Source organism: Nitratireductor sp. GISD-1A_MAKvit, assembly GCF_040819555.1.
In the GTDB taxonomy this organism is placed as follows: Bacteria; Pseudomonadota; Alphaproteobacteria; order Rhizobiales; family Rhizobiaceae; genus Nitratireductor.
Genome location: NZ_CP161920.1, coordinates 1,000,123 through 1,022,455, shown reverse-complemented (window position 1 = coordinate 1,022,455; position 22,333 = coordinate 1,000,123). Strand labels below are relative to the sequence as shown.

At 60.8% G+C, this 22,333-nt stretch carries 22 protein-coding genes, 1 tRNA gene and 4 pseudogenes; 12 read left to right on the top strand and 15 right to left on the bottom strand.

The features are described from left to right. Positions 1–97 precede the first annotated feature (97 nt). Complete coding sequence (gene pncA / locus AB2N04_RS06230) at positions 98–697, top strand: bifunctional nicotinamidase/pyrazinamidase (protein WP_367717712.1); 600 nt, start codon at positions 98–100, stop codon at positions 695–697. A gap of 30 nt (positions 698–727) precedes the next feature. On the opposite strand, the gene AB2N04_RS06225 is transcribed toward pncA, so the two are convergent. The 6 genes and pseudogenes from AB2N04_RS06225 to AB2N04_RS06200 all read right to left on the bottom strand — a co-directional run. Then, a complete protein-coding gene (locus tag AB2N04_RS06225) occupies positions 728–1,435 on the bottom strand; it encodes an ABC transporter ATP-binding protein (RefSeq protein WP_367717711.1) in 708 nt (235 codons plus the stop codon). A gap of 1 nt (position 1,436) precedes the next feature. Next, positions 1,437–2,177, bottom strand: coding sequence for an ABC transporter ATP-binding protein (locus tag AB2N04_RS06220; RefSeq protein ID WP_367717709.1), 741 nt, complete (start codon positions 2,175–2,177; stop codon positions 1,437–1,439). Continuing rightward, positions 2,165–3,130, bottom strand: coding sequence for a branched-chain amino acid ABC transporter permease (locus AB2N04_RS06215; protein ID WP_367717708.1), 966 nt, complete (start codon positions 3,128–3,130; stop codon positions 2,165–2,167). Before AB2N04_RS06215 ends, AB2N04_RS06220 begins: the two co-directional genes overlap by 13 nt. Then, positions 3,127–4,008 carry a branched-chain amino acid ABC transporter permease gene (locus AB2N04_RS06210; protein ID WP_367717706.1) on the bottom strand — a complete coding sequence of 294 codons (882 nt, stop codon included), beginning with the start codon at positions 4,006–4,008 and terminating at the stop codon, positions 3,127–3,129. Before AB2N04_RS06210 ends, AB2N04_RS06215 begins: the two co-directional genes overlap by 4 nt. Before the next feature lie 140 nt (positions 4,009–4,148). Continuing rightward, positions 4,149–5,453 (bottom strand): ABC transporter substrate-binding protein, encoded by a 1,305-nt coding sequence (locus AB2N04_RS06205; RefSeq protein WP_367717704.1) that lies wholly within the window; start codon positions 5,451–5,453, stop codon positions 4,149–4,151. A gap of 1,745 nt (positions 5,454–7,198) precedes the next feature. Next, positions 7,199–7,912: pseudogene (locus AB2N04_RS06200) on the bottom strand (GntR family transcriptional regulator); the annotation flags it as partial. A gap of 265 nt (positions 7,913–8,177) precedes the next feature. Here AB2N04_RS06200 and AB2N04_RS06195 point away from each other — a divergent pair. The 3 genes and pseudogenes from AB2N04_RS06195 to AB2N04_RS06185 all read left to right on the top strand — a co-directional run bounded on the left by AB2N04_RS06195 (position 8,178) and on the right by AB2N04_RS06185 (position 10,945). Beyond that, positions 8,178–9,164 carry an ABC transporter substrate-binding protein gene (locus AB2N04_RS06195; RefSeq protein ID WP_367717702.1) on the top strand — a complete coding sequence of 329 codons (987 nt, stop codon included), beginning with the start codon at positions 8,178–8,180 and terminating at the stop codon, positions 9,162–9,164. 63 nt (positions 9,165–9,227) lie between these two features. Beyond that, positions 9,228–10,007 carry an ABC transporter ATP-binding protein gene (locus AB2N04_RS06190; RefSeq protein WP_367718751.1) on the top strand — a complete coding sequence of 260 codons (780 nt, stop codon included), beginning with the start codon at positions 9,228–9,230 and terminating at the stop codon, positions 10,005–10,007. Between the two features lie 7 nt (positions 10,008–10,014). Continuing rightward, a pseudogene (locus AB2N04_RS06185) lies at positions 10,015–10,945 on the top strand (ABC transporter permease). 19 nt (positions 10,946–10,964) lie between these two features. On the opposite strand, the gene AB2N04_RS06180 reads toward AB2N04_RS06185, so the two are convergent. From AB2N04_RS06180 to AB2N04_RS06165, 4 genes are all read right to left on the bottom strand, one after another. Then, positions 10,965–11,165, bottom strand: a complete 201-nt coding sequence (locus tag AB2N04_RS06180) for a Trm112 family protein (protein WP_367717701.1) — start codon at positions 11,163–11,165, stop codon at positions 10,965–10,967. Between the two features lie 21 nt (positions 11,166–11,186). Next, positions 11,187–11,858 (bottom strand): LON peptidase substrate-binding domain-containing protein, encoded by a 672-nt coding sequence (locus AB2N04_RS06175; RefSeq protein WP_367717700.1) that lies wholly within the window; start codon positions 11,856–11,858, stop codon positions 11,187–11,189. Positions 11,859–11,923: 65 nt separating this feature from the next. Beyond that, positions 11,924–12,958 (bottom strand): thioredoxin, encoded by a 1,035-nt coding sequence (gene trxA, locus AB2N04_RS06170; RefSeq protein WP_367717698.1) that lies wholly within the window; start codon positions 12,956–12,958, stop codon positions 11,924–11,926. Between the two features lie 85 nt (positions 12,959–13,043). Further along, on the bottom strand, positions 13,044–13,541 hold the full coding sequence (locus tag AB2N04_RS06165) for a prolyl-tRNA synthetase associated domain-containing protein (protein WP_367717696.1): 498 nt from the start codon (positions 13,539–13,541) through the stop codon (positions 13,044–13,046). Between the two features lie 215 nt (positions 13,542–13,756). Between AB2N04_RS06165 and AB2N04_RS06160 the strand changes: the two genes are divergently transcribed. After that, a tRNA-Gly gene (locus AB2N04_RS06160) sits at positions 13,757–13,831 on the top strand. A gap of 370 nt (positions 13,832–14,201) precedes the next feature. Then, positions 14,202–14,455 (top strand): annotated as a pseudogene (locus AB2N04_RS06155) (IS3 family transposase); the annotation flags it as partial. 453 nt (positions 14,456–14,908) lie between these two features. On the opposite strand, the gene AB2N04_RS06150 reads toward AB2N04_RS06155, so the two are convergent. The 3 genes from AB2N04_RS06150 to AB2N04_RS06140 form a co-directional block, all read right to left on the bottom strand. Beyond that, complete coding sequence (locus AB2N04_RS06150; RefSeq protein ID WP_367717694.1) at positions 14,909–15,508, bottom strand: NADH dehydrogenase ubiquinone Fe-S protein 4; 600 nt, start codon at positions 15,506–15,508, stop codon at positions 14,909–14,911. Positions 15,509–15,606: 98 nt separating this feature from the next. Further along, the gene (locus AB2N04_RS06145) at positions 15,607–16,119 is read right to left on the bottom strand and encodes an Hsp20/alpha crystallin family protein (protein ID WP_367717692.1); all 513 of its coding nucleotides are present in this window, start codon (positions 16,117–16,119) and stop codon (positions 15,607–15,609) included. A gap of 95 nt (positions 16,120–16,214) precedes the next feature. Continuing rightward, positions 16,215–16,691 carry an Hsp20 family protein gene (locus tag AB2N04_RS06140; RefSeq protein ID WP_367717691.1) on the bottom strand — a complete coding sequence of 159 codons (477 nt, stop codon included), beginning with the start codon at positions 16,689–16,691 and terminating at the stop codon, positions 16,215–16,217. Positions 16,692–16,910: 219 nt separating this feature from the next. Here AB2N04_RS06140 and AB2N04_RS06135 point away from each other — a divergent pair, with 219 nt between their 5' ends. Next, complete coding sequence (locus AB2N04_RS06135; RefSeq protein ID WP_035029037.1) at positions 16,911–17,126, top strand: hypothetical protein; 216 nt, start codon at positions 16,911–16,913, stop codon at positions 17,124–17,126. A gap of 33 nt (positions 17,127–17,159) precedes the next feature. Beyond that, positions 17,160–17,516, top strand: coding sequence for a DUF982 domain-containing protein (locus tag AB2N04_RS06130; RefSeq protein ID WP_367717689.1), 357 nt, complete (start codon positions 17,160–17,162; stop codon positions 17,514–17,516). Positions 17,517–17,540: 24 nt separating this feature from the next. Here AB2N04_RS06130 and AB2N04_RS06125 read toward each other — a convergent pair whose 3' ends face one another. Beyond that, on the bottom strand, positions 17,541–17,819 hold the full coding sequence (locus AB2N04_RS06125) for an usg protein (RefSeq protein ID WP_091523882.1): 279 nt from the start codon (positions 17,817–17,819) through the stop codon (positions 17,541–17,543). Between the two features lie 19 nt (positions 17,820–17,838). Beyond that, entirely contained in the window at positions 17,839–18,192 is a 354-nt protein-coding gene (locus AB2N04_RS06120) for a hypothetical protein (protein WP_367717687.1), read from the bottom strand. Positions 18,193–18,520: 328 nt separating this feature from the next. On the opposite strand from AB2N04_RS06120, the gene AB2N04_RS06115 reads away from it, so the two are divergent. The 4 genes and pseudogenes from AB2N04_RS06115 to AB2N04_RS06100 all read left to right on the top strand — a co-directional run bounded on the left by AB2N04_RS06115 (position 18,521) and on the right by AB2N04_RS06100 (position 22,319). After that, on the top strand, positions 18,521–18,835 hold the full coding sequence (locus AB2N04_RS06115) for a co-chaperone GroES (RefSeq protein ID WP_122066815.1): 315 nt from the start codon (positions 18,521–18,523) through the stop codon (positions 18,833–18,835). Between the two features lie 56 nt (positions 18,836–18,891). Beyond that, positions 18,892–20,518, top strand: a pseudogene (gene groL / locus AB2N04_RS06110) (chaperonin GroEL). A 71-nt stretch (positions 20,519–20,589) separates the two neighbouring features. Further along, complete coding sequence (locus tag AB2N04_RS06105) at positions 20,590–20,814, top strand: hypothetical protein (protein ID WP_254692840.1); 225 nt, start codon at positions 20,590–20,592, stop codon at positions 20,812–20,814. 134 nt (positions 20,815–20,948) lie between these two features. After that, positions 20,949–22,319 carry a DegQ family serine endoprotease gene (locus tag AB2N04_RS06100; RefSeq protein WP_367717685.1) on the top strand — a complete coding sequence of 457 codons (1,371 nt, stop codon included), beginning with the start codon at positions 20,949–20,951 and terminating at the stop codon, positions 22,317–22,319. The last annotated feature ends 14 nt before the right edge of the window (positions 22,320–22,333 follow it).

The following is a 22,333-nucleotide window of genomic DNA, read 5'->3' as shown; positions in this document are numbered from 1 at the left end:
TTCGTTTGTATACGAATGATACGCTCCTCAGCACGCTTGTCAAAGGGGAACATTCGGTCCACCTTCGCAACGACTTCATAAAAAAGGGAGACAGGGCATGGCCGACGAGGCGCTGATCGTGATCGATGTGCAGAATGATTTCTGCCCCGGGGGAGCGCTAGCCGTTAACGACGGCGACGCAGTGGTGCCCGTCATCAATGGACTGATCGCGCGCTTTGATCATGTGGTGCTGACTCAGGACTGGCACCCGGCAGGCCACTCAAGCTTCGCCTCCTCACATCAGGGTAAGGCCCCGTTCGAGACGATCGAAATGCCCTATGGGACACAGACGCTTTGGCCCGATCACTGCGTGCAGGGCACCAAGGGCGCCGCGTTTCACGAGGATCTGGCATGGGACAAGGCGGAGCTGGTCATCCGAAAAGGTTTTCGCAGCGCTATCGACAGCTATTCCGCCTTTTTCGAAAACGATCACGAAACGCCGACCGGCCTCTCAGGCTATCTGCGCGAACGCGGCATCACCATGGTGACGCTCGCCGGCCTGGCCACGGATTTCTGCGTTGCCTATTCGGCCATCGATGCGCGCCGTCAGGGCTTTGGGGCAACCGTCATCATGAAAGGCTGCCGCGCCATCGACCTCGGCGGCTCACTGGCTGCCATGACTGCGAAGATGAAAGAGGCCGGTGTAACGCTGGTGTGAGCGATGGTGCCCGGCACCAACGTCCCCGCGTCACCCCACGCCCACATAGCGGTGCACCATATCCGGGTCTTCCCGCAGCCGCTCGACTTCCACCGTCTCACGATTGCGGCCGTTCTCGATGAACGCCACGCGATCCGCCACTGGCAAAACGGCATCCACCCGCTGTTCCACAAGAATGGTCGAGACCCCGCGCTCGCGCAGCCCTGCCACCGTCTCGCGGATGCGCGCGATCATGGAGGGCATGAGGCCTTCCGTCGGCTCATCCAGCAGGAGCACCTGCGGCTCCAGACACAGCGCCCGCGCCATGGCCAGCATCTGCTGTTCACCGCCGGAAAGCGTGCCGGAGCGCTGCTTCAGCCGCTCACGCAACACAGGGAAGAGATCGAGCACACTGTCGCGCGTGGCAGCGCCCTTGCCCCGCGTCATCAGACCGATCTCGATGTTCTCGCCCACTGTCAGTTCGGAAAAGAGCCGCCGCCCCTGCGGCACATAGGCGACGCCGGCCTTCGGCACCTCGTGGGGGGCAAGACTGTTGAGTTCCACATCGCCAAGTAGAATGCGCCCGCCCGTGGCCGGCACCAGCCCCATGATCGTCTTCAGCGCGGTCGTCTTTCCCGCGCCATTGCGGCCAAGCAGGCAGAGCACCTCGCCCTGCCGCAATTCCAGATCGAAGCCGCGCAACACCTGCACATGGCCATAGGCGCTGTCGACATTCTCCATTGTCAGGGCAGCCCTCATCTCAACCTCCGAGATAGGCCTGCTGGACGGCCTGGTTCGCGCGGATTTCGGCAGGTGCGCCCTGCGCGAGAATGCGCCCCTGCTCCATCACCGTGATGCGTTCGGCGAGCGCCATGACCACATCCATATTGTGTTCGATAAGAAGCACCGTCGCCTCCTCGCCGATCTGGCGCACCAGCGCGATGAAATTCTCGATCTCGCTGTCGGAAAGGCCCTGCGTCGGCTCATCAAGGATCAGAAGGCGCGGCCGGAGCGCCAGCCCCATCGCCACCTCAAGAAGCCTCTGGTGGCCATAGGAAAGATTGCCGGCCACCTTGTCGGCATAGTCCCCAAGCCCGACCTTCTGAAGCGCGTCCATGCCGTGCTCGGTCAGCGCGCGGGAGGAGAGCCCCCTTTCATGATCGTCGATCAATTGCCGCTGCACCGCCAGCGCCACATTGTCGAAGGCCGTCAGATTGGCAAACACGCTGGTGATCTGAAACGTGTAGGCGATGCCGGCACGGACCCGCCTGTGGGCGGGCATCAGCGAAATGTCCTGCCCGTCGAAAACGACGCGTCCCTCGGTGGGCGCGACACGCCCACAAATCAGGCTCACAAAGGTCGTCTTGCCGGCCCCGTTCGGCCCGATGATCGCGTGCGTCTCGCCTTCCGGCAGTGAGAAGTCCACGCCATCCACCGCCCGCAGCCCGCCGAAGGAGCGGCCAAGCCCATGGGTTTCAAGAAGCGGCTTCACGGCAGCCATGGCAACCACCTTTCACGCACCGTTCCGATGATGCCTTTGGGGAAAAACAGGATCACGCCGATCAGCACCAGTCCGACCACCATGAGATGCGCCGTGGTGTAGCTCGACGCGGTGTCGATAACATAGAACATGAACAGCGTGCCGATCAGAGGCCCGAGCGTCGTCGCCGCCCCGCCGACCAAAACCCACAGCAGCGGCAGTATCGAATACTGGATTGCCGCAAAGCCCGAACTGACATAGCCGAACAGCACCGCATAGGCCGCACCCGATGCCGCGCAGAAAAGCCCCGAAAGCACCACCGCCATCAGCTTGTTTGCGAAAACGTCATAGCCCAGCATGCGCATGCGCTCTTCATTTTCGCGGATGGCGATCAGCGAGCGTCCATAGGGCGCGCGCACCAGAAACAGGATCGCGGCCAGCACGATGGTGAACAGCGAAAGCGCCACGAGATAGCGTGTCGACGGATCCGAGAGATCAAGCATCCCGCTGGGAAAGCCCAGCACCCGCATCTCCTGCGGCAGAACGAGCCCTTCCTCGCCGCGCGTGTAGGTCGTGAAATAAAGGGTCATCAGGTAGAAGACCTGTGCGAACATCAGCGTCACGATCATGAACGCGACGCCCGTGGTGCGCAGTGCCAGAAGGCCGACCACAAGCGCCACCACCACGCCGGCGGCAAGCCCCGCGCCAAACGCCGGCCACACGCTCCATTCCAGATGATAGATGGTGAGCCCCGCCCCGTAGAGCCCGGCGGCAAAGAACATCGCATGGCCAAGGCTGAGCAGGCCCGTATAGCCAAAGGCCAGATTGTAGCCCATGGCGAAGACGGCCAGCACCAGCACCCGCGCAAACACGCCACGATGATATTCCGGCAGGAGGAAGTTGAGTGCCAGCAGCGCGAGAACCACGCCCACATGCAGCGCAATGGATTTTGTCGAAGGGGTCAGTCTGGTCATCGTGCCGCCGCTCCGAACAGGCCCTGCGGGCGGAACACGAGGATCATCGCGACAGCCAGCGTCGCCAGCATTTTGGCAAGTGTCGGCGAGAAGAACATTGAGATGATGCCATCCGACAGGCCGATCAGCACTGCCGCCAAAACCGTGCCGCGCAACGATCCCAGACCGCCGATGATCACGACTATGAAGGACAGAAGCAGCGGATCGTGCCCCATCAAATAATGCGCCTGCTGGATCGGCACGATCAGCACGGCGGCAACGGCGGCAAGCCCCGCCCCCAGCGCGAACACGCCGGCATAGACGCGCCCGACCGGAATGCCAAAAGCCTGCGCCGTCTCCCGGTCGAACTGGGTCGCGCGCATGACAAGGCCGATCTTCGTGCGTGTGAGCACAAACCACGTCGCCAGCATCATGACGATGGAAAACCCGATCACGGCCAGCTTGTAGGCAGAATAGCCGAACCATGGCAGTTGCATGCGATAGTGGAACGGCGCCTCCACCGGTCGCGCTTCGGGGCCGTAGAAGGTGAGAGCCAGCTGCTGGATAATATAAAGCAGGCCGATCGTGGCCACGATGGTCGCTTCCGGCTCATATTTCAGCCGGCTCAAGACCAGCCGCTCGGCAATGAAGGCGATGGCTGCGACAACGAGCGGGCTTAATACCAGCGCTGCCAGAAAACCGATTGCCGGGTGTCCGCCGAACAGCGATGCGACCCACCAGGCGAGCACCGCGCCCAGCATGTAGAACTCGCCATGGGCGACATTCACCACCCGCATGACACCGAAGACGAGCGAAAGGCCGAGAGCAATCAGCGACAAAACAGCCGCCGTCACCAGCCCTTCAAGCGTAGCGAGGAGAAAATACGGACCGAAGGCCATTCACAAATGCACTTTCATGAAAGGAGCGGAAGGAGAGCCGCCAAGCCATCCCATGGGAAAGCCGCAACGCTGACATCCCCCTCTCCCCGCTTGCGGGGAGAGGGTAAGGGTGAGGGGCAAACGCCGCCCGCCTCGATGTTTTAAAACGACATCGCCGTGTAATCGGCCTCAGGCTCGTAGGCGCCATCGTCGATGGAGGTGCGGTGCACCACTTCCAGCTTGCCGTCCTTCACCTGGCTGATGCTCTGTTCGCCAAAGACCTGGTGGATCTTGCCGTTGAACAGCTTCTTGCCCTGCGGATGGTCCGGCCCGGCCTCCATCTCGGTCATCGCCTCGGTCGCCTCGATCATCGCGGCCCGGTCATCCGGCCCCTTGTAATCGCACGCTTCCATCGATGCCTTGATGATGTTGAGCGTCTCCCAGCAACCGAACATGTGGGCTGCGGTGGAAACGTCCTTGGCGTCGTTAACGCTGGCGCCATTCTCATCAATGCCCACAGCCTCTCGGTAGGCGGTCACATAGTCCGGCTGATCGGGCTGCGCATAGCGCGGCATGCCTTCCCAGAAATGGCTGCCTTCAAGGAATTCCAGCCCCGGGCTTCCCATATCCACGGCTTCGAGCGAATCGATAAAACCGAAGAGCTGCGGCCCACCGGAGCCGAAGAACTCGCCCATCTCCTTCACGAAGGTCAGCACGGCGGGGCCCACCATCACATGGTAGATCACATCCGTGTCGCGCGGGATCTGCGGGAAATAGCGTGTGAACGAGGTCTCGGTCGGCGGGATCGGCACCTTGGCAACCACTTGCCCGCCCTGCGCCTCAATCGCCGGGGTGAAGAAATCGCGGTGGTCGTGGCCGAATGCATAGTCCGGATAGACCAGCGTAACCTTTTTGCCGAGATTGCCAGCGATCCACGGCGCCATGGAACGCGCCTGCGCCTTCACATCGGTGATGCCCGGCTGCACGCAGTAGCGGTTCATCTTGCCCGATGCCACGTGGTAGCCCTCGCTCACCACGTAATAGGGAATTTTCAGCTCGCCCGCAGCCGGCGCGGAGCCGACCACCACGTGGGAGAACAGCGTGCCGTAAACCAGATCGACCTTGTGCTGGTTGGCGAATTTCTCCACCACTTCCGCACCGCGTTTCGGGTCGGTGCCATCATCCTCGATGATGATCTCGAGTGGACGTCCGTTGATGCCGCCGGCATCGTTGATGCGCTTGGCAGCAGCCGTCGTCACCCTTTCATACCAACGGCCATAGGCCGCACCGATGCCTGTCCGGTGGCACTGGAAACCGACCTTGATGGGCTCGGAAGACTGCGCCTGGCCATAGCGCACAAAGCCCGGCGCAGCGATCAGACCCGCCGCGGCTCCCAAACCCTTGAGCGCGGACCTGCGCGACAGGCCGTCGTTTAACTTGAGTAGAGACTTGCGATTTTCACTCATGCCGGTTCCCCATTGTTGTGATCGTTTGACCGAGCATTTCCAACGGTTGGAAGCATTTTCCAGCGTCGGAAAAATCACTTGTGTACAAACTAAATCACCAATCCTTTCCCTTGGCAACAGGACATGCCCCAAGGGAACTACGCCAGTGTTCTAGTGCATTTCGGGCTTCAGCGGAATTGCCAATGGGGGACAAAGCATCGAAGAAACAAAGAGTTACTGCAAAGCAAGGATCAGCAGAACTGCTGTCACGTGAAAATGCGGTTCAAGGAAATTTATTCCAGCGATCCGGCATTTCTTCAGCCGGCGGTTGGCGCAGACAGCAGCCAGAGACCGAAAACCGTGTAACCGACCATCAGAACAGCAAGAGGAATCTGGCTCATCGTGGCGCGCTTCGCAGAGCCCAAATGGCGATAAGCGATCAGATGCGACAGAACCACCGCCAGCACATGCCCACCAATGATCGCGATGGCCTGCGCATTCCATATGATCCAGGCCGATTGCGCCCCAAGCGTCGCCCCCGCCTGCACATGCAGACCGGCAGTGCCAAAAAGGTTCCAGCCCCGCATCAACGGGTCGGAAAGGGCTGCAAGCGCATACTGACTGTTGATGGTGAAGCTCACCAGATAATGCGAGAAGTGATAGGCAAGCGCGATCGGGATGATCGACCATGCAAGATGCCCTGCCGTGCCCACAACGTCCTCTTCTCCTGCCAGCCGGCAACCAAGCCAGACAGCGCCCATGAAGCCTGAGAAAAGCAGCCCGAACATCGCGACAAGTCCGAGCGAACTCGCCCCGACCACCGCCGAACGCCCCGGAAACTCCAGCGGATTGATGCCGATGAGATCGAGCCAGAAGAAGGTGTGCTTGAGGCCATCGAAAGAGACCGAGCTCAGAGCCAGTAGCAAAAAGGCGGTTCCGGAAAGCGACAGTGCCATCGCGCCGTCGAGCTTGTGGCCCGGCAGACCAAGCAGCAGCCTCCGCCGCCTGCCCCTCTCGCTCAGCGCAAGAAAAGAGAGGCGCGAGAGCATGTCGAAAAAGATGGTCAAAAACTCGACCCGGCGGCTCCAGGCTTCATGGCCAAAAAGGATCATTCCCGCAAAGGTGAAGCCCCAGTAGAGCGAAACCGCTATCGCCAGCCGCTCTGGATCAGCTGGCGCCAGATACACCAGTTCGAACCAGGCGAAACCCGAGAGAGTCAGAAAGGCAGGCCACCGCCCCAGCGCTTCCGGCAAGCGCCAGAACCCGCCCTCGGGAAACCCCGACTGCACAAGAAGGCGCCATGGCCCATACCACGGGTTTATCCATGCCCAGAGATTGCCAAGCACCCCCTGCAAGACGGTGACACCCACCCACAAAAGCGTCCATATCACCAGTGGCAACGGATTGGAGAGCGGGTCGCGGCTGCCGGAAAATCCGGCAAACACCAGCCCCGCGAGGATGACAAAGGAGACCGTGCTGGTCACCGCCCGCCCATCCAGAGGCATGGGAAAAAGCGAAATGCGACGCGCCAGCAGCCGTTCGCCCCCTCGAACAGGAAGAAAGACAAGCACAAGAAAGCTCAGCGCAACCGCCAGCATGCCCCCAAACAGATAATAGTCGGTCGGCAGGAGCAGCACGTAGCCCCGTTCGGATGCATGGGCCCAGGCCACACCGGCGGAAGAACAGAGCGCAGCACCCGCAAGAGCGGAGCGAGCGACTGTCTTCATGCCCTGGTTCCGGCGGCCCCCGCCGCCTGCGCCATCCAGATCGGCAAGGGTGAAAACGTCGACCGTCAGACCCACATGCTCTTTCATCAGTGCCAGCGCCCCCTCCAGATTGCGGTCGAGGGCAAACTCCATGAGTTGCGTATGCTGGTCAAGTGACATGGCTGCGTCGAGAGCCGCGATGGCCGCTTCGTGACCATCCTCAGCCCCCGCAGCCGCGCGCAGGGTAGGTGTCACGGTGAGGAAGATGTGGTGCCGGCACAACTGACCCCAGATCTGCGCATAAAAATGCCTGAGCCACGTGGCATCAGCCGCGGAAAGCAGCGCCTCGTGAAAGGCCTGATGCTTCTCCACCCAGTCATGCAGGGCATCATCCGAAAGCCCCTCGGCAGGTATCTGACAGCGCGAAAGACGATAATGTGCGGTCACGACAGCCGCCTCCCAGTCGGCATCGCCCTTGCGAATGGATTCCTCCAGCAGCGTGGTTTCCACCGCAAGCCGCGCCTTGGAAAGGTCTTCCAGTTCTCCTCGAGAAACCGGCGCAACCGAAAAGCCCCGATTGCTTTCAGCCGTCACAAGCCGCTCAGCCTCAAGCCGCGAGAGCGCCTCGCGCAACGGTGTCCAGCCAAAGCCATAGGTCTTGCGCAGCGCAGCGATCCGCAATGGCGCTCCCGGCATCAGCCGTGTCGCAAGAATATCGCGCCGAAGCTGATGATAGGCTGCTTCGGTCTTTGTCTGCGGTTCCGCTCCGTCCACCGTTTGATGCAATTCTGCTCCTCCTGGGGAACAAAAGTATATATAATTCTACGGCTGTTCAACGATTATATATAGCGTTTGACAGGCCTTGCCCCGACGATATGATGAGGTTTCAAACGGATGGGGAGGAGCCGCATGTTCACATGCGGAGCGCCATCCGGAAGAGATTGCAACGGCAAGCCGGGCGATCTCCTGATTTGTGTTTGGCAGGAACACGGTCCACGGGCTTCCCTTTTTGCGAGCCCCTGGCCATGGGAGGAATGACATGACTGTAAAATCACGCTTATCCCTGCGCGGCATTGTGGCTGCCGGTGCAATTCTGTTCGGCCTTGGCGCGGCCAGTGCAGAGCCGATCCGCATCGGCATCGCCAATTTTGGTGAGCATCCGCAGCTCAACACGGCAATACAGGGCTTCAAGGATGCGCTCGCCGCCGGTGGTTATGAGGAAGGCAAGGATGTTGTCTATTCCGAAAGCCACACCAATTTCGACGCCTCACTGGTCCCGCAGATGATTGCGAAGCTGCAGGCCGAGGGCCCCGCCCTCATGTACACCGTCACAACGCCGGTTTCCCAGATTGCCAAGAAGGCCCTTTCCGGTTCCGGCATCCCGATCGTCTTCTCAGCTGTCACCGATCCGGTGGCTGCCAAGCTCGTGCCCTCCTGGGAAGCAGGCGATGAAGGCATGACCGGCGCGACCGACCTCCAGGACGTTGCAGCCGTCATGGAATTCGCCAGGAAACTTGTTCCCGATGCAAAGCGCATCGGCCAGCCCTACAACCCGGGCGAGGCCAACGATGTCGCCCTGCTTGAGAAGGTTCAGGCGGCCGCGCCGGATGCCGGGTTCGAGGTCGTGCCCGTGGGCGTCGACAATGTGAACGACATCCAGCAGCGCATTGCTTCGCTCGCCGGCAAGGCGGACGTGATCTACACGCCGGCTTCAAATCTTCTCCAGCCGGCCATCGCTGCCGTTTCGGCCGCCGCAAGGCAGGCCGGCATCCCGATCATCAACTCCGATGACGGCGCCGTGTCCGATGGCGTGGTTCCGGCAAGCTTTGCGGTGAACTATCAGCAGGTCGGCCTCAATGCCGGCAAGATCGCGCTGCAGATCCTTGATGGCACCGATCCGAAGTCCATCCCGCCGATGAACCCGGCCTATGAGGACCACGCTCCGCGCATCTCGAAAAAGGCCATGGCGGCCTTCGGCATCGAGATCCCCGAAGAGTTTGCCGACTGCGACTGCATCGTCGAGTAATCAGGTCAGCCAGTGACACGGCGCCTTCCAACAGGCGCCGTGTTCATTTCATGGGAGGTGCCGGTGCTGGAAATCCGTGCCGCACGCAAAGTGTTCTATCGGGGACAACCCGACGAGAAGATCGCCCTCAACGGGCTCGATCTTACCTTGAAAACCGGAGAATTCGGCGTTGTGATCGGCTCCAACGGAGCCGGCAAGAGCAGCATGCTCAATGCCATTTCCGGTTCGCTCGCGCTCGATTCGGGGCAGATTCTCATCAATGGCGACGACATGACGGGCCTGCCCGTTCACAAACGCGCAAAGCGCATTGCCCGCGTGTTTCAGGACCCGATGCTTGGCACTGCCGCGAGCATGACCGTCGCTGAAAACATGCTGCTTGCCGAGTTACGAAACTCCAGGCGCACGCTTCGCCATGGCCTCAATGCAAAGCGTCTGGCCGACTACCGCGAGCGCCTTGCCATTCTGGGGCTTGGCCTCGAAGACCGCCTCAACACGCGCGTCGACCTTCTGTCAGGCGGCCAGCGCCAGTCGCTCTCACTCATCATGGCCGTAGGGGGATCGCCCGATCTCCTGCTCCTTGACGAGCACACCGCAGCGCTGGACCCGCGCACCGCCGACATCGTGATGGAAGCAACGGTGCGGGCCGTCGAGGCGCTGAAACTGACCACACTCATGGTCACCCACAACATGCAGCATGCCGTCGATTACGGCCACCGCGTCATCATGCTCGATGCCGGGCGCGTGCATCTGGAAATCGCAGGCGAGGAAAAGGCGGACGTCACCGTGGCCGACCTGATCGGCCATTTCGCCACCAAGACCGACCGCATGTTGCTTGCGAGCTGACCCCATGATCGATTTTCTGCAAACCACGCTCACAAGCTTCGTTGCCCTGATCCCGGTAACGCTCGCGCAAAGCCTGATCCTCGGCTTCGTCGTGGCCGGCATCATGATCCCCTTCCGCATGCTGAGCTTTCCCGATCTCACCAGCGAGGGCGCGTTTCCGCTGGGCGGCTGCGTGTGCGGCGTCGCGCTCGCCTCGGGCCTCGGCCCCCTCGCCGCCATCGGGCTGGCGCTGCTCACTGGTTTCATCGCCGGCTGCTGCACCGCCTTCATCCATCTGCGTTTCCGCATTCACACGCTTCTGGCCGGTATCCTCGTGATGACCATGCTTTACAGTGTGAACCTGCGCATCATGGGTCGCTCGAACCTTTCGGTCTTCGGCACGGAAACCATTTTCGACTGGGTGCCGTTCGTGCAGCCTGGTTTCCCGCTGGCCAAGATCCTTGCCGTGGGCGTCATCACGCTGGCCATCTTCCTGGCGCTCAACTTCTTCTTCACCACGGAGAAGGGGACGGCGGTGCGCGCCGTGGGCGCCAATCCGGTGATGGCCGAGGCGCAGGGCATCAATGTCTGGGCGGCGACCATTGGCGGCATCGGCCCTTGCCGGCGCATTCTCGGCCTTCAGCGGTGCGCTGATGGTTCAGTCGCAGGGCTTTGCCGATGTGAATATGGGTCTTGGCATCCTCATCAACGGCCTTGCGGCTCTGATGATCGGCGAGGCCATCGTTGGGAAGGCGACCGTATGGCGGCAGCTCCTCGCACCCTTTGCCGGTGCGATGGTCTACTATCAGCTTGTCTCGCTGTGTCTGGCAGCCGGCATGCCGCCGCCCGATCTCAAGCTCGCCACCGGCGCATTCGTGCTCCTGATGCTCGCCCTGCCCACGCTGCGCGCCGCGCGCGGCCGGCAGGCGGCGACCCCGCGCGAGAGCTTCCGCGAATAGAAAATACCGGAGCGCGGCCTCAATCGAGGGGCCGCGCCTCCGATGGCAGCATGATGGGAATCCCGTCGCGCACCGGATAGGCAAGCTTGGCGCTTTTCGAGATCAGTTCACTGTTCTCCGCGTCCCAGCGCAAAGAGCCCTTGGTCAAGGGGCAGACAAGAAGTTCCAGCAGCTTTGTATCAATCGGAGCTTCGCCGCTCCTCTCATCTTTCAGCCCCATCGCCGTTCCTTTCAGAATAAATCACTGCAGGCGATGTCCCGCATCGCCATCGCCCTGGGCCAGAACGATTTCCGTGATCGCAATCAGCGTGTCGGCACGGGTCTTCAGATCTGGCGCTTCCAGCAGTGCCTGCTTCTCGGCCGCACCATAAGGCACCATCATCGACAGCGCATTGACGAGGCTTGCGTCTTCTGCCTGATGCACGCTGTCCCAGTCCGCCTCAAGATTGTTCGCATCAAGATAGGCCCGAAGCGCCTTTAAAAGCGCATTTCGGTCAACCTTCTCATCATCGGGATCATCATGCAGGTCGCCCTCAAACGGCAGTATTCTGCATTGTCGGAACGGGGTCTTGACCCTGATTTCCTCCAGAACGCGGAATCGGCAGATACCGATCAACGTTATCATGTATCGGCCATCACCGGTCTCCGAGACAGAACCCAGCCGCCCCACACAACCCACGTCACAGAGCTGTGGCTCTCCATCGTGCCGCTTAGACCCGTCGAGACGCGGTTGCACCATGCCGATGAGCCGGCTCCCGGAGAGGGCATGATCAACCATCGCCAGATATCGCGGCTCAAAAACATTCAGCGGCAATCGACCGCCCGGCAGGAGCAACGCTGCAGACAAGGGGAAGACAGGGATCGCGCTGTCTATATCGCGACCATTGCGATACGAGGAATTTCCTGCCTTCACACGACCTCTCCCACTGTTTACCCGATATCTGGAGCAGACTTGCCGATAGGCAAATAATCAGTGGTTTACGAGAACAGCAGTGAGGAAAGCCGGCGCCGCGCCGACAGCGTTGCCGGATCGGAAGGTCCCCACGCTTCAAAGAATTTCAGCAACTGGGCGCGCGCACCGTCATCCTGCCATTCCCGGTCCGCCCGGATGATGGCCAGAAGGTTCTCCGCTGCCGCTGATCGGTCGCCCTTCGCATTCTGCAACAGCGCCAGGTCGAACCTTGCCTGATGGTCGTTCGGATCGGCGGCAATGCGTTTTTCCAGTTCCGCACTGTCGCCGAGATCGGCCACCTGCTCTGCGAGCGCCATCTTGGCCTGCACGGCTGCGATGGGGGCGGCGTCCCTGTGCTTGTCGGGAGCCCGCGCCAAGACCTGTTCGGCCTGCTCCTTCTGCCCAGCCTCGAAGAGCAGGTCCGCCAGTCCACCAATGGCATCCACATTTTCAGGATCCCGCTGGAGGATCGCCGAGAAAACCTGCGCCGCCATCTGCTGATCGCCGTTTGCAACAGCCTCTCTGGCCGCTTCGAGCGCCCCGGCGATCTCATCGCCCCCGGCGTCGGCTGTCAGCTTGTCGATGAACGCCTTGACCTGACTTTCAGGCAGGGCACCCATGAAGCCGTCCACCGGCTGGCCATCCTTGAAGGCGAAAACCGCAGGAATGGACTGCACGCCCAGCTGCCCGGCAATGGCAGGGTGCTCGTCAATGTTCATCTTCACGAGCTTCACCTTGCCGCCTGCCGCACGAACCGCGTTTTCGATAATTGGAGTCAGCTGCTTGCACGGGCCACACCACGGCGCCCAGAAATCGACAAGCACCGGCTGATTGCGCGATTCCTGGATCACATCAGCCGTGAAGGCTGCAGTTGTCGTGTCCTTGATCAGATCGGCAGCCGGGGCCTGTGGCGTGTCGGAAAGCGAGAAGCTCTGGGCCGAGGGAGCCGGCTGAGGCGAGACCGGCGCGGCAGCTGCGCCGAACTCCACACTGGCACTGTAGTGCGCATCACCTGCGCCGTAGCCCGCGGATTTTTCATATGGATTGTCGCCGTTGCTCATAAAGGCCCCTTCCCTGCTGGCCGGCGTGCCGCGTTCCCTGGCACCGCCGCCCGATATCGATTGTTTCATCGCTCAAATGTGGCGATCAGTCGGTCACTTTCAAGACGAGCGGCTCATGCGATACCGATTCCAGAAACCGCAGCAGATCATCGCGCCCGATAGAGGTCGTCGCCTCATTGGTCAACGGATGCGCATTGATGATGCCATTCTCCATCAAATCCGCATCCAGCACCAGCTTGACCCGTTTGGCATCGTCATTGACCACACCGAAAACGGTCACGGAGCCGGGCTCCACCCCCAGAAACGCCATCAGCTTTTCCGGTTTGCCGAACGAAAGCCGGCTCGCCGCACCGATCTTGTGATGGAGTGTCTTGAGATCGACCCGGGCATTCTCCTCAACCGTCACCAGAAAGAAATTGTCCTTCTTGTCCTTGAGGAAAAGGTTTTTCGTATGTGCGCCGGCAATCTCGCCCCGCAATGATTGCGAATCGGAAACGGTGAAAAGCGGCGGGTGCCGACGCGTTTCGGTCCTGATTCCCAGATCGCTCAGCAAATCGAGCAGCATCTGCGGTGTTTTCGGCACGTTGGATCCTCGCAGGGTCTCTTGACCTTGGTCCTGTTGGTATCCCCACGCGGCCGCTGGATGCAAGCCCGGGCACCGTTGTGAAGCCGCCTGTCAGCGTTGCGCTTTCAACAGCCACACGGCGTTTGAAAAAAACCGCAGACACACTGTCGATTTCCTGTTGCATTTGCCGGCGAGATCAGACTATAAGCGCGCCGTCGGAAGCGACAAGCCGAGCGGGCGTAGCTCAGGGGTAGAGCACAACCTTGCCAAGGTTGGGGTCGAGGGTTCGAATCCCTTCGCCCGCTCCAGTTTTCCAAACAAAATCAGCAAGTTAAAAGGCGCCGTACGCGGCGCCTTTTGCTTACAAAGGAATTCTAGGCGTTGTTGTAAGCGCTTTGTAAGCACAAAACAGGGTGATTTTGGATATCGTTGGCTAAATTTGACGACCGCGTGGGACAAGCTTCCGACATCCTGCGCTGACATTGTTCAAGATTCGCCCTTCGTATTGTGGATATTGCTCGGCCGATACTCAAACCGGTTCCCTCCTCGTCGGGAGCCAAAGCCGGAGAAAGCCTGCCACACATCAACACACCAGTGTGGTTAGCGTCTAATTTGGTCTGCCCTCTTAAAAGTTGTCCTCCATGAAGTAGGCTATTGAGCCTGAGAGAGGATTTTGGAATGCCCCAAAAGAAACACAAGTCGGAAGAGATTATCGCAAAGCTGCGCCAGGTCGATGTTCGGTTGGCGAGGCGGTCCGTTCGAACGGCGTGACGCAGTTTACGTATTGCCGCTGGCGCAAGGAGTTCAGCGCCCAGAAGGCCGACGCTGGAAAAGCTGATCCTAAAAGAGTCTGCCTCTGGAAATCACCCGCCCGTCGCCGTCTCTGCGTCGATCATGTGACAGCGAAGTTCACCGTCTCAGAGCGCTCTGCTTGACGCGCTGCGCCAAAGCGCGCCGATGGGCGCCATCGTTGAGCATGTCGAGGCTGATGTCCTGATTGCCTGACCTGTCGAGCACAATCTGCGTACACTCGGCGTCGGCAGCGGCTTGATATCGCAATGCCTTGCGCTGGTCATCTGTTCCTTCGTCATGGCATCGTCCTTGAACACGCCCGACGTGATCTCGTGGGCGCGATATGTTTCGCATCTGCATTATCCAGATCGGTTCTCGGCGTTGCTACCCAATCAAGAGTGCGTTGCGGCGGCCCCCGCAAGCGTCATCAAAAACCGGTTGGGTACGACCTTCTGTAATTGAAGAAGACATGTGGACCCATCGCAGCACCTCATGCAGCCTTCCGCATGCCGGACTTGTTCGGACCATTCACCCCTCTTTCGAGCGCGAGCAGCGCCTGCTCGACCTCATCAAGGCGCGAGGGGCGGCCGTTCTCAGGCATGCCCTCGTTGGTGGCCTGATCGATCAGGAATTCGGTCCAGGCCCCAGTTCATCAGGATCGACCGCCTCGCATCAAGGGGGAGCCGGTTGTCGGCCACGACATCCATCGGCGAAGCCCAGCCGCCATCCCCATCATTGCGATTGGCGTCAATCGACATCGCCCGACGGTACTTGTCCGAAAGCCCGGCCAGGCCAAGCTTGCCGAGCGTTGCATCAGAGAATGTGTTTCGCCGTTCTCCAGACTTATCCATGGTAATCCTAGCCTTATCCTTTGGTACGTCCACGACATAGCAAAGACCCTGCCGCTGCGCGTAACGGATCGCAGACGCCAGCGTCGGGAACCTAAGCTCGACCTGCTTCAGTGTGTCCCGGCTACCGGTGTAGCCCATGAGCGGTTCGATAAAAGACGGGCTGCGCACCTCGAACACGAGCTTCCATTGATCGCGCGACGGAGCACTGGTAGTCGCCGAGCGAGATGGGCGGTAGATCCGGGCCACGGCATCGCTGGGGAATAAGGAGCTTCCCATTGACAGCATCGTGCGACGGTTGTCGTTGGCTCCCGGCACGGCCCGGTCGAGAGGACCATCTGCCATTGATGTCCTTCTTGCAGCAATGTTCATGGTTCTTCCTCCGTGATCGGTGAAGGTCGGCACCGACGGGCGCAACGAACCCGCCGGCGCCGAAACCATCGTCAGCTCTTGATCGCTATGCGTTTTACCTGCGACTGTGCCTTTTCGGTCTTGGGAAGCACGAGGCTCAGCACGCCATTTCTGAACCTGGCGTCTATCTTGTCCTCGACGATTTCCCTTCCAACCGGGATACGGCGCTCGAAACGGCCGTAGAAGCGTTCCGAGAACTGCTTATCCTTGTCCTCGGTCTCAGATCGCTTTTCGCCGCGTAGCGTCAGCACACCGTCATCCAGAACCAGTTCGATGTCCTTTTCCTCCAGACCTGGCACTTCCGCGGTTATGCGGATCTCCTTTTCAGTCTCGGAGATTTCGACGCTTGGCCACCCCCGTCCGAAGGAAGCCAGAGAGTCAAAAGCTGGCAGGTTTCGATCAAACGAGCGAAAGACATCATCGAACAGGCGATTGACTTCCCGGTGCAGTGATAGGAACGGATTGCGGTCCTCTTCACGATAGACAGCGGGAGCCTGATTGCTGCTCGTGTCACGGCCCCAGGGGATCAGGTCACGTACGTTCATGGTTATTCTCCTTCTGTTCTGAACAATTGGACACAGCTTCGCCGGTGGCGCCGGACGCATGGCCGGCGCTGGCGATCTGTAGACTGACAAAAGCGTCAGGCTGCGATCTGCTCGTTGGTGTGCGAAGGGGCTTCAATCTGCATCGTCTTCTCCTGCGACGAGATCGCAATCCGACGAGGCTTCATCTCCTCCGGGATCTCACGCCGAAGATCGATTGTCAGGAGGCCGTTGACGAGAGTCGCGCCTTCAACTCGCACGTGGTCTGCAAGCTGGAAGCGACGCTGGAACGAGCGTCCGGCAATGCCGCGATGCAGATACTGGGCATTCTCGTCCGTGGTTTTGCTGCCCGCCACGAGAAGCATGTTCTGCTCCTGCGTGATGGAAAGCTCGTCTTCGCTGAAGCCGGCCACCGCCATGGTGATGCGGTAGTCGTCTTCGTCAGTCTTTGCGATGTCATAGGGCGGCCAGTTGTCGATGCTCTCGACGCGGCTGGCTGCCTCCAGCGCATTGACCAGACGGTCGAAGCCGATGCTCGACCGGAACAGGGGAGAAAAATCGAAAGTGGTTCTCATAGCCACATCCTCCTTGAAGCAACATGGGTACAAGATTGTCCGGCTTTTTTAACCGGCGCCGCCCCGTAGTGGCAGCGGCGCACGATCGATCTGGTTTCGTGATCTCTGAGTTTCAAGAGGGTGACGGCAGAAAATTTCTACAGCTATTTCAGGCTGTTGGAATTTGAGAACAACTCCACCATGTGATGAGTTGGTTGGTAATATGAATGGAGGCCTGCCATGACCTATGACGACATCGTTTCAGTGCTCGGCTCCATAGACGACGATCTGGCGGCGGGGCTTATCGCAACCGGGGCGAGTGTTGATGAACTGCGAGAAGCGTGGAACTGGCTTAACAATGACGAGGCGCTGATGGGCGAAGGGCGACCGCTCCCGGACACACGCGTCAGCCAACTCATCGATCTGCTTGAACCTGATGATGACGGCGTTGACTGAGATACGGATGGAGGGTTGAAGAGGCACGTCGGTATGCCCAGATCACAAGAGATCGTACAGAACGATCAGTTACTTGCTCTTAAAAGACGATCAGAAAACAAGGAGGAAGTGATGTCTGATGTCGTGTTCAACGAACCCGTAATTCTGCGCATGCCAAAAACTGGCCTCCGAAAGGTGGCGACAGGTTTTGAAGCACTGGAATGCCTTGAGCGCGAATGGCCGGACTGGGCACGTGGACGTCGTTGGCGAAACGCCATTGTTGCCTGTCGGGACGCACTCGATGGATGGCGCTCTGCGAAGGAGGCACGCCGAAGCTTCATGAAGGCTGCAATGCGCTCCGGCCCTCGTTCAGGGAGCACGACGCACGCGAGTTCGGGGGGCTCTCGGTAGCTATCAGGGAATTTCCGCCGGGCTTCAGTGAACGGATATGATCCCGTCGACGGCTTTCCATTCTGAGGGCTGTATCAGACGATGGTGGGCGACGCGCACGGAGTGCAGCGCGCCCTCCAGCGTCTCTGTCCAGTAGTCGAGAAAGCCGCGCAGTTCGGGAAACTTCGGGGCGAGGTCGTAATCCTGCCAGACATAGACCTGCAACAGGCTCGGGTGATCTGGAAGACGATAGTGGATTTCGGCTGTGGTCAGGCCATAGCCTTCCATCTGCATCCGAAATTCGCGACTGACGATCGCTGGCATATGTCTCTCCTTTGTCGCTTCATGCGTGAAAACGATGGTGATGGTCTGCGGATCCGCATACGGGATCGTCCGCCCCGATGTCGCCGCGATCAAGACGCCGCAGCGCATCCATGATGACATCGAATGGGATGGGGCTTTCCGCGCCCGGCGGCTGGCGCAGTGCGGGCATCGATTCGACCGCGCATGCGTCGGATGCCCATGACGAGAGAATGGCGCGCTTTTCGCTGCGTTCGAGCGTGTCGTCGCGCAGCACATCCTCGGGATGCCTGTAGTGGCGCGACGGTGACAGGAGCCGGTCAAGCGCAATGTCTTCCGCTCGTGGCGCGAGAGAGGGAATGATCGTCGAAAAATCGGCGCGGCGCATCGCTGTCATCCTTGCTTTTCAGCCGTTCCAAAAACTCCGTTTCGATCAGGACTCCGGACCGCGCCTCCCGGCACGGCACACAGAGAAAGTTTGGCCAATCGCGCGAATTTTTCAAGTGCCTCGATGATTTGCAGCACCAATTTCGACTGCGATTACATGGCACTAGCAGTGAATGGCTGCGAGTGCTAAAAATTTTGCATTGCGCTCTTGAAATCTGAATTCAGCGAAACCAGATCGCTATGCGCGTGACGCCGACAAGGGTTGCGCGGCCCCGCTCCGGTCCCCGGATCGGAGCGGAGGGACCTCTCAAAATCTGTTTGTCCTTGAGGAGAACGATATGACGTTCCGTCCATTGCATGACCGTATCCTGGTTCGCCGCATCGAAGCCGACGAGAAAACCGCAGGCGGCATCATCATTCCCGATACCGCCAAGGAAAAGCCGAGCGAAGGCGAAGTCATCGCGGTCGGCCCCGGTGCCCGCGACGATGCGGGCAAGATCATTGAGCTCGACGTCAAGGTCGGGGACCGCATCCTGTTTGGCAAATGGTCCGGCACCGAGATCAGGCTCGACGGCGAAGACCTGCTCATCATGAAGGAAAGCGACGTGATGGGCGTGATCGAGCAGACCGCCACGCTGAAGAAGGCCGCCTGACGGATTCTTCGATCATCAACCAGTCCATGAAAACTGCCTATTGAAGGAGTGATCCAATGGCTGCCAAGGAAGTCAAATTCAACACCGAAGCCCGCGAGAAGATGCTGCGCGGCGTCGACATTCTCGCCAATGCCGTCAAGGTGACGCTCGGGCCGAAGGGCCGCAACGTCGTTATCGACAAGTCATTCGGCGCGCCGCGCATCACCAAGGACGGCGTCTCTGTCGCCAAGGAAATTGAGCTCGAAGACAAGTTCGAGAACATGGGCGCCCAGATGGTGCGCGAGGTGGCGTCCAAGACCAACGACCTCGCCGGCGATGGCACCACGACCGCCACGGTCCTTGCTCAGGCGATCGTCAGGGAAGGCGCCAAGGGCCGTCGCCTCCGGCATGAACCCGATGGACCTGAAACGCGGCATCGACAAGGCGGTGGACGCCGTCGTCGCCGAACTCCAGGCCAATGCACGCAAGATCTCCAGCAACGACGAGATCGCGCAGGTCGGCACCATCTCGGCCAATGGCGATTCCGAGATCGGCCGCTTCCTCGCCGAAGCCATGCAGAAGGTCGGCAATGAGGGCGTGATCACTGTCGAGGAGGCCAAGACGGCCGAGACCGAACTCGAAGTGGTCGAGGGCATGCAGTTCGACCGCGGCTATCTCTCGCCCTACTTCATCACCAATCAGGACAAGATGCGGGTCGAGTTCGAGGATCCCTATGTCCTGATCCATGAAAAGAAGCTCTCCAACCTTCAGGCCATACTTCCCGTCCTCGAAGCTGTCGTCCAGTCCGGCAAGCCGCTGGTCATCATCGCCGAGGATGTCGAGGGCGAGGCGCTGGCAACGCTCGTCGTCAACCGTCTGCGCGGCGGCTTGAAGGTCGCGGCCGTCAAGGCGCCGGGCTTCGGCGACCGCCGCAAGGCCATGCTCGAGGACATCGCCATCCTCACCGGCGGCACCGCCATCAGCGAGGATCTCGGCATCAAGCTGGAAAATGTCACGCTGGAGATGCTCGGGCGCGCCAAGAAGGTGGTGATCGAGAAGGAGAACACCACCATCGTCGATGGCGCCGGTTCAAAGGCCGAGATCGAAGGCCGCGTGAAGCAGATCAAGGCGCAGATTGAGGAGACGACCTCCGACTACGACCGCGAGAAGCTTCAGGAGCGGCTGGCCAAGCTTGCCGGCGGCGTCGCTGTGATCCGCGTCGGCGGTGCGACCGAGGTCGAGGTCAAGGAGAAGAAGGACCGCGTCGACGACGCGTTGCACGCGACCCGCGCGGCGGTCGAGGAAGGCATTCTGCCCGGTGGCGGCGTGGCGCTGCTGCGTGCGCAGAAGGCTCTCGACAGTATCCAGACCGACAATGTCGACCAGAAACACGGCGTCGAGATCGTGCGCCGCGCGATCGAGGCGCCGGTGCGCCAGATCGCCGAGAATGCCGGCGCCGAAGGCTCCATCATCGTCGGCAAGCTGCGCGAGAAGGCCGACTTCGCCTTCGGCTGGAATGCCCAGACCGACGAATATGGCGACCTGTTCGCACAGGGGGTCATAGACCCGGCCAAGGTGGTGCGCACTGCCTTGCAGGACGCGGCGTCAGTCGCCGGCCTGCTGGTGACCACCGAGGCGATGATCGCCGAGAAGCCGAAGAAGGAAGCAGCCCCGGCAATGCCAGCGGGCGGCATGGACTTCTGACCGTCTCGCTCTGAAAGTGACCGCTCCCATGTCGGGGGCGGTCAGGAGCAAAGCATAGATCGGAGACTGACATGAGCCTCATGCCGGACTTTGACCATGTACCTGTGCCGCATCATCCCCCGGCCGAGTTCCTGTCGCACGATGCGGAAGCGCGCACGGCATTGGCACCGCTGTTCGAATCTCTGCTCGACAGGCTGGTGATGGCTGGATGGGATCGGCGCACAGCGGCCTCCGCGCTGATGTTCCATGCGGCGGCGCAGGTGTCGGCCCTCTCGCGAGACGGCCGGCCACAATGATCCAGGAACCTCGCCTCCGGGCGGGGTTCCTTTCCAATCGAACCAGACGCGCGAAGGACCGGCGGCGGAAGATCTCTTCCGGCGCGACGGCATCGCCGCATCCAACACGAAGGAACCTAATCGGGAGATCGACAATGTTCATCGGCCTGCCTCGCGCCCCGCAGATTGTCGCCGTCCTTGTCACGTGCCTTGCATTGTCATTTTCCGGTGGCGTTGTACCGCCCGCAGCCGCACAGGATGTGGCATCCGGCGTGCGTATCGAGCGTTCGTTGCCTGACGTGCTTGAGGAGATCACGCCGGCGGTCGTCAACATCGCCGTCACGTCCCGCGCGTCTGCCGAAACAAACCCTCTTTTCAACGATCCCTACTTCCGGCGCTTCTTCGACTTGCCGCAGACGCCGCAGCAAAGGCCCCGCATGAGCGCCGGGTCCGGCGTCATCGTCGACGCGGACAAGGGTTACATTCTCACCAACCACCATGTCGTCGACGGCGCGAGCGAGATCGCGGTGACGCTGAAAGATCGCCGCCGCTTCACTGCCGAACTGGTCGGCAGCGACAAGGCGACCGACATCGCCTTGCTCAGGATCGATGCGCCCAATCTGACCGCCTTGCGGCTGGGCGATCCGTCGCGTCTGCGCGTCGGCGACAGCGTGGTCGCCATCGGCAACCCGTTCGGGCTCGGCCAGACCGTTACCTCCGGCATCGTCAGCGCGCTGAGCCGTAGTGGGTTGAACGTCGAAGGCTATGAAGACTTCATCCAGACGGACGCTTCGATCAATCCCGGCAATTCGGGCGGCGCGCTGGTGACGGCGGACGGCCAGCTTGTCGGCATCAACACCGCGATCATCGCGCCGGCCGGCGGCAATGTCGGCATCGGCTTCGCCGTTCCTATCGACATGGCATCGGCGGTGATGGCTCAATTGATCGAGCATGGCGAGGTCCGGCGCGGACGCATCGGCGTCTCGATACAGGACTTGACGCCCGACCTTGCAGAGGCTCTGGGAATCGACGCCAGCTTTGGCGCGGTCGTCGCCGGCGTTGAGGACGGCTCGCCCGCCGCCGAGGCCGGCATTCAGGCCGGTGACATCATCGTCGCCGTCGACGGGCGCGAGATCTCGGGTTCGGCCGATTTGCGCAACCGCATCGGCCTGTCACCTGCGGGCTCGAGGGTGGAGGTCGACTATCTTCGTGATGGCGCCAGGCGGACGGCGACCCTGACCGTGAATGGCGAATCGGGTCCCTCGCGCGCCTCCACGAGCGTCATACCCGACCGTCTGGCCGGCGCTGACTTCCACGATGCATCCGGCAACGTGCTGGTCGCCAACGTGGCTCCGGGCAGTCCCGCCGCACACGCCGGTCTGCGCACCGGCGACGTGATCGTCGCCGTCAACCGCCGGCCAGTCGGGACCGTGGCCGAACTGACGCGGCTGCTCGGCGAAACGCGCGGCACCATCGCGCTTGATCTCTTCCGCGGAGGGGCGCGGCTCTTGCTCGTCGTTCGTTAGGGCGCGCCTTCCGC

Coding starts and splice junctions, on each gene's coding strand:
- AB2N04_RS06120 (WP_367717687.1), bottom strand. CDS start 18,192: ATGACAGCGATGCGCCGCGCCGATTTTTCGACGATCATTCCCTCTCTC.
- AB2N04_RS06215 (WP_367717708.1), bottom strand. CDS start 3,130: ATGACCAGACTGACCCCTTCGACAAAATCCATTGCGCTGCATGTGGGC.
- AB2N04_RS06205 (WP_367717704.1), bottom strand. CDS start 5,453: ATGAGTGAAAATCGCAAGTCTCTACTCAAGTTAAACGACGGCCTGTCG.
- AB2N04_RS06145 (WP_367717692.1), bottom strand. CDS start 16,119: ATGAACGTACGTGACCTGATCCCCTGGGGCCGTGACACGAGCAGCAAT.
- AB2N04_RS06100 (WP_367717685.1), top strand. CDS start 20,949: ATGTTCATCGGCCTGCCTCGCGCCCCGCAGATTGTCGCCGTCCTTGTC.
- AB2N04_RS06180 (WP_367717701.1), bottom strand. CDS start 11,165: ATGGGGCTGAAAGATGAGAGGAGCGGCGAAGCTCCGATTGATACAAAG.
- trxA (WP_367717698.1), bottom strand. CDS start 12,958: ATGAGCAACGGCGACAATCCATATGAAAAATCCGCGGGCTACGGCGCA.
- AB2N04_RS06220 (WP_367717709.1), bottom strand. CDS start 2,177: ATGGCTGCCGTGAAGCCGCTTCTTGAAACCCATGGGCTTGGCCGCTCC.
- AB2N04_RS06135 (WP_035029037.1), top strand. CDS start 16,911: ATGACCTATGACGACATCGTTTCAGTGCTCGGCTCCATAGACGACGAT.
- AB2N04_RS06225 (WP_367717711.1), bottom strand. CDS start 1,435: ATGAGGGCTGCCCTGACAATGGAGAATGTCGACAGCGCCTATGGCCAT.
- AB2N04_RS06150 (WP_367717694.1), bottom strand. CDS start 15,508: ATGGCAGATGGTCCTCTCGACCGGGCCGTGCCGGGAGCCAACGACAAC.
- AB2N04_RS06140 (WP_367717691.1), bottom strand. CDS start 16,691: ATGAGAACCACTTTCGATTTTTCTCCCCTGTTCCGGTCGAGCATCGGC.
- AB2N04_RS06130 (WP_367717689.1), top strand. CDS start 17,160: ATGCCCAGATCACAAGAGATCGTACAGAACGATCAGTTACTTGCTCTT.
- AB2N04_RS06115 (WP_122066815.1), top strand. CDS start 18,521: ATGACGTTCCGTCCATTGCATGACCGTATCCTGGTTCGCCGCATCGAA.
- AB2N04_RS06105 (WP_254692840.1), top strand. CDS start 20,590: ATGAGCCTCATGCCGGACTTTGACCATGTACCTGTGCCGCATCATCCC.
- AB2N04_RS06125 (WP_091523882.1), bottom strand. CDS start 17,819: ATGCCAGCGATCGTCAGTCGCGAATTTCGGATGCAGATGGAAGGCTAT.
- pncA (WP_367717712.1), top strand. CDS start 98: ATGGCCGACGAGGCGCTGATCGTGATCGATGTGCAGAATGATTTCTGC.
- AB2N04_RS06210 (WP_367717706.1), bottom strand. CDS start 4,008: ATGGCCTTCGGTCCGTATTTTCTCCTCGCTACGCTTGAAGGGCTGGTG.
- AB2N04_RS06195 (WP_367717702.1), top strand. CDS start 8,178: ATGACTGTAAAATCACGCTTATCCCTGCGCGGCATTGTGGCTGCCGGT.